General features: G+C 29.3%; 6 protein-coding genes. All 6 read right to left on the reverse strand.

Going from position 1 to position 5498, the window contains the following annotated elements; genetic code table 11:
* The coding region (locus WBG30_RS12615; RefSeq protein ID WP_424505023.1) for a dihydroneopterin aldolase at positions 1–136 on the reverse strand (136 nt) is incomplete at its 3' end.
* 37 nt (positions 137–173) lie between these two features.
* The gene (locus tag WBG30_RS12620; protein WP_424505018.1) at positions 174–1043 is read right to left on the reverse strand and encodes a YitT family protein; all 870 of its coding nucleotides are present in this window, start codon (positions 1041–1043) and stop codon (positions 174–176) included.
* A 26-nt stretch (positions 1044–1069) separates the two neighbouring features.
* A complete protein-coding gene (hprK, locus tag WBG30_RS12625; RefSeq protein ID WP_424505019.1) occupies positions 1070–2974 on the reverse strand; it encodes an HPr(Ser) kinase/phosphatase in 1905 nt (634 codons plus the stop codon).
* Between the two features lie 35 nt (positions 2975–3009).
* Positions 3010–3252, reverse strand: coding sequence for a hypothetical protein (locus tag WBG30_RS12630; RefSeq protein WP_424505020.1), 243 nt, complete (start codon positions 3250–3252; stop codon positions 3010–3012).
* Between the two features lie 4 nt (positions 3253–3256).
* Complete coding sequence (locus tag WBG30_RS12635; RefSeq protein WP_424505021.1) at positions 3257–4489, reverse strand: bifunctional folylpolyglutamate synthase/dihydrofolate synthase; 1233 nt, start codon at positions 4487–4489, stop codon at positions 3257–3259.
* Positions 4490–4529: 40 nt separating this feature from the next.
* On the reverse strand, positions 4530–5222 hold the full coding sequence (locus WBG30_RS12640) for a 5'-methylthioadenosine/adenosylhomocysteine nucleosidase (protein WP_424505022.1): 693 nt from the start codon (positions 5220–5222) through the stop codon (positions 4530–4532).
* Between the last annotated feature and the right edge of the window lie 276 nt (positions 5223–5498).

Here is a 5498-nt window from a genome sequence, read left to right on the forward strand (position 1 = left end):
CATCTGTAAGACCTGCCCTCTGCAATGATTTATGGAGAACTACATCAGCATAAAAGTTTTGTCCTAGTATATTTTCTTCAGTTAAAGCACCGTGATATCCATATGCTTTTATATTTTTTACTATTATTTTGTCCATTGCTCTCCTCCAAGACCTCTTATTGATGACGTTGCTATTAATCTAGTGATTTGAAACCTTCACCTAAAACTTCATAAACCTCTGATATAATTATAAATGCACTTGGATCAACTTGTTTTATAAGCGCATGAAGATCTCTAATCTCTTTGTTTTTCAATACAGTCATAATCATTGATTTTTTGTCATCAGTATAGAGTCCTTTGGCTGATATAGCAGTTCCACCTTTTTTTATATCATTTAATATTATTTCTCTTATAAGTTCATATTTATCACTTATAATATAAACCATCTTCGTGTATCCTACACCTTCAAAGATCTTATTAATAACTACGTTAGTTGTAAACATTGCAATAATTGCATATAATCCTTTTTCTATTCCAAAGATAGCTATTCCACTGATTATGATAATAGTATCGTTCATCATCATACAATAACCTACAGGTATTTTAGTGATTTTGTTGACCATTTGAGCTATAATATCGGTCCCACCTGTACTACCACCAAATTTTAAAATAAGTCCTAGACCTACACCGATTAAAATACCTCCAAAAAGTGGTGCCAATAAAAAATTACTTCCCTTTGTAAAATCTATCACATTATCTATTTCTACAAATTTTCTAAAAAGGTCAATGTAAAATGATAACATGATAATTCCAAATAAAGTTTTTGCACCATATTCTTTACCGAAGGTTTTTACACCGATTAAAAATAGAGGGATATTGATAAATAGCATAGTAGTTCCAATTGATAGATTAAATGTATAATGTAAGATAGTTGCTATTCCTGTTACACCACCACTTACTATCCTTGCCGGGACTATAAAGAGCCCTATTCCTATTGCAGCTATAATAAGTCCTAAATTAATTACAAAATAATCTATTGCTAATGTTTTTACCTTTCTTTTCATTACCTTTTTGACCCCCTAGTTATACCTTATATAAATTCTTGGTGCCTTACTTTACCCTTGTATGCTTTTTCAGGATCATAACCATATTTGATAGCGATTAAATTCATAATAGTCGTTTCTACCATGGTAGCGGCATTTCTTCCAGAACTTATATATAGTTCCGCATGATCTACAGAATGACCTAAAATTTCCACTTCAATACCTTTAGAGGTAGACGTTTTAGTTAAATAATCATCACTTTTTAATTCCTTTAATTCTATTATTGCATCCAATCTTTTTTCTTTTCTTACAGATCCTAGGCCATAAAGAGCCTTGATATCTATAATTCCTAAACCTCTAAGTTCCATAAAATAAGGTATCTTATCGGCTTTTCCTATAACCATTCCACTGGGATGCTCATGAAAAGTTACTTTATCATCTGTAATTAATCTATGTCCCCTGTGGATCAATTCTAGAGCTGTTTCACTCTTACCAATTCCGCTTCTTCCTGTAAGAAGTACACCAAATCCAAACATTTCAACAAATACTCCGTGCATGGTTATTTTAGGAGCAAATGTTTTTTCCAAAAATTGATTTAAATCTGCTGTCAGTTGGGTAGAAGTCTTATCGGAAAACAACATAATTTTATTTTTTTTCTTAGATAATTCAATAAAACATGGTTCAATTTCATCTGCATCTGCGATTATCATAGCTGGAAAATCAAAATCAAAAAAATTGTTTAAATTTTTGTATTTAATATCCTCATCTAAACTTTTTAAAAAATTTAATTCTCCTTGGGAAAATAGTTGTAAACTTTTAGATCCATTTTGATAAAATACTTCATAAAATCCAGAAAGTGCCAAAGCAGGGTTGTGAAGTGCAGTTTTAGTTATATAAGTTGTTTCTAGAAACTCTTCTCCTGTAATAACTTTTAGGTCAAATTCGTCTACTATTTTTTTAACTGTCAAAATATTTTTATTCATCTTATCACCTTTCTTATTTGCTTTGTTAAAAGCGATCATTTTTTTAGTTTCTTCTAAAAAATATTCAGAAGAATTCATTCCAATTTGCTTCAACCTTTCATTTATAGCTGCAGTTTCAATAATTACAGCTAAATTTCTTCCCCTTCTCACAGGAAGACTTAGTTTAGGTATGGGAACTCCTAAAATTTCTTCGAATTCTTTATCTATCCCTAACCTGTCATAGAACTTTCTTTTATCCCATTTTTCTAGATTAATATACAAGTTTATTTCCTTAGTTCTACGAGTTGCAATAATTCCGTAATTATTTGTAATATCTATATTCTCACTGCCTGTTCCTAAATAAAAATGTGTCTTAACGTTACTTTTGTCAAAGCCATTCTCTCCTAAGAGTATATCAGGTCCAATTTTTTTGATAATCAAATTTTCATCAGTAATATACTTATGACCTCTCTCAATTAGCTCTAGCGTAGACCCGATTTTTGCGTCCTCATAACCACCGATTAAAACACCTATTCCTAAAATTTCAATTAGAATATGATTTTCTAATCTTATTTCAGGGGCTAATTTTTTTTGGAGGTAATATTTCAATTTTCTTATGATAACTGCAGTTTTATTTTTAGTAATCAAAAGTGGTTTATTATGTCTGATAGCATATTCTATAAAATCAGGATGAATATCCTTATCACAGGCTACAATAATACAAGGGAAATTATAAGAAAAATAATTTTTTAATCTTTCTTTTCTCACTTCTGAGGAGAGAGAATCAATATATCTCATTTCCTCTGTTCCTAAAACATGAAGTTGCTTATTTAGTTCATCTCCCTCAACTAAAAACCCAGTTAATTCTGCTCCTACTCTATGCACTGTAGGGAGTAGGATCTTTCTTTCTAGATTATCCAATCCACCGTAGACCACGTTAAAATCAAAAGCTTTTACTAATTTTGATAACCTTACAAATTTTTTAATCATAAAGCCTCCTATTATTTATCGGTGTTATTTACTAATTATTTTTTATTTTTGGTTTTTTTATAAAAATCGTCTGGTCTGATACTCAGTTCTATCTCATTTTCAATTGTTTTTTCATTATTTTTATTGGAATCTATACCTTTTACTTTTTTATTTATTTCCACTATTCGATCTCTAATTTTAGTTTTATTATTTGAGATATTTAAAGTTAAAAAATATCCTCCTGAAACAACAATCAAAATTAATATAAATCTCCAAAATAGAACTTGCTTTTTTGTCATAATTTTACCTCATTTGAATGGATTTTTTAAATCTAGACAGCAAATAAAATGAGCCACAGATAACGATTACTTTTTTAGTTTTTTTAGCTAGTTCAAAAGCTTTAACTAAATCATTTTCTACTATTTGGTTTTTAAAAGTAGAAACTAAATCAAGTAGTTCACTTCCAGAAGTTCCTCTATGAAAATCCTCTAAAGATGTAAAAATTATTTCATCACTAAATTTTGAAATTTCTTCTAAGATTCCCTTTCTATCCTTATCTTCTAAGATAGCAACTATAGTAACTATATCTTTCTTTTTATATTTAGAAATAATATTTTCTTTTAATCTAGATGCAGCGTCTACATTATGTGCACCATCTAATATTAGAAGTGGACTCTCTTTTGAATAGATTTCAAATCTTCCAGGCCAAAAAACTTTTGAGACAGCATTTTGTATATTTTTGTTTGATATTCCAATTTTTTTTAAGGCCTCATATGCGCCTAAAAAATTGTTTATTTGGTATTTCCCATAAAGAGAAAGGTTAAATTCTAGACCATCTATAAAAATATTAGTTCTAAAATCTTTTGTTAGTTCAAACTTTACGTCGCTATATTTTTTGATTACATTTACATAGTTTTTAGTTTCTTTCTCAACAGCGGCTATTAGTTCTGGGCTAGAGTCTGCAACTACAACAGGACTATCCTTTATAATACCACATTTTGCATGAGCTATATCATCCAAATTATTCCCTAGAATATTTATATGATCCATAGATACATTGGTGATTATAGAAATTTCAGGGTGACATACATTAGTAGCATCAAAACGCCCTCCTAAACCAGTCTCTAAAACTACATATTCACAGTCACAATCTTTGAAGTAATCAAACATCATTGCAGTAGTAATCTCAAAAAAGGTGGGATCTAGATTATTTTCTTCAATCAACGTTCTTATTTTTTTATAATAAGAACATATTTTTTCATCGGATATTTGCTCTTTATTTACGACAATCCTTTCATTGAATTTTTCAATATGAGGAGAGGTATACTTCCCTACTTTATAGCCGGCTTCTAATAGACTGGCTTCTAAAATAGTTGCTGTAGAACCCTTACCGTTAGTTCCTGCAATGTGTAATATCTTGTAGTTATCCTGAGGATTACCCATTAATTTTAAGATGTTTTTTATATTGTCTAGGCCTAGTTTTATTCCCATATTGGTAAGGGAATAAAGTTCTTTTAATGTTTTATCTATATTCATAATTTAACTTCCTTTTTATTATAAATTTAATGTTTTATCTCTATACTATTTTCATCATTTTTACAATTAAATTTTTAGAGTTTTTAGCAGCTAATTTTACAAATTCTTGAAAATCTGTTTTAGCATTATCATTTGCTTTATCTGAGATAGATCTTATGATTACAAATGGAATCTTGAATAGGTGGCATACATGGGCTACTGCTGCTCCTTCCATCTCTGTACATTCACTATTGAAAGTTTCTCTTAACCAATTTATTTTTGCAGGTTCAGCTACAAAGACATCTCCACTTACTATTCTACCTGTATAGACATTTTCCTTATTAAATAATTCTAAGGCACTTTTTTCAGCTATTTTAATTAACTTTTTATCAGCTTTAAAGATAGAAGTATCCATTCTAGGAATCTCACCATGTTTCATTCCAAAAGCTGTACAGTCAAAGTCATGCTCTATAAGTTCGTTTGAGATAACTATGTCTCCTACTTCGATATTAGGATTAGTTCCACCAGCTACACCAGTAAAAATAAGTTGATCTACTTTAAATCTATCGATTAGTAGAGTGGTACATACAGATGAGTTTACCTTACCGATCCCTCCTTCTACTAGTACTATTTTTTTACCTTCTAAAGTTCCTTTGAAGAAAGTAATATCTAATATTTTCTCCTCTTTTAAATTTGAAATCATATTTTTTAACTCTATTATTTCCTCGTGCATAGCACCAATTATTCCTATCATTTTTTTACATCCTCCTAAATTATTAAATATATAAAATTATAACAAATTAAATCGAAATTACACAATTTTTTTTAATTTTAATAGGAATTTTTTGAAAATATATGTATAATTAAGTTAAATATAATATAAATTAGGAGGGCATCATTATGAATATAAAAAAATCTATTTTAATTTTAACTGTTTTAACTGCCACAGCATTTGGCGGATGTAGTGCCAAGGAGACAAAACCTGAGTTAGGGACTAATGTGAACTATGAAAAGGTGAAGGAATATCCTA

Source organism: Psychrilyobacter sp. (assembly GCF_049671765.1).
In the GTDB taxonomy this organism is placed as follows: domain Bacteria; phylum Fusobacteriota; class Fusobacteriia; order Fusobacteriales; family Fusobacteriaceae; genus Psychrilyobacter.

Coding starts and splice junctions, on each gene's coding strand:
- WBG30_RS12620 (WP_424505018.1), bottom strand. CDS start 1,043: ATGAAAAGAAAGGTAAAAACATTAGCAATAGATTATTTTGTAATTAAT.
- hprK (WP_424505019.1), bottom strand. CDS start 2,974: ATGATTAAAAAATTTGTAAGGTTATCAAAATTAGTAAAAGCTTTTGAT.
- WBG30_RS12630 (WP_424505020.1), bottom strand. CDS start 3,252: ATGACAAAAAAGCAAGTTCTATTTTGGAGATTTATATTAATTTTGATT.
- WBG30_RS12635 (WP_424505021.1), bottom strand. CDS start 4,489: ATGAATATAGATAAAACATTAAAAGAACTTTATTCCCTTACCAATATG.
- WBG30_RS12640 (WP_424505022.1), bottom strand. CDS start 5,222: ATGATAGGAATAATTGGTGCTATGCACGAGGAAATAATAGAGTTAAAA.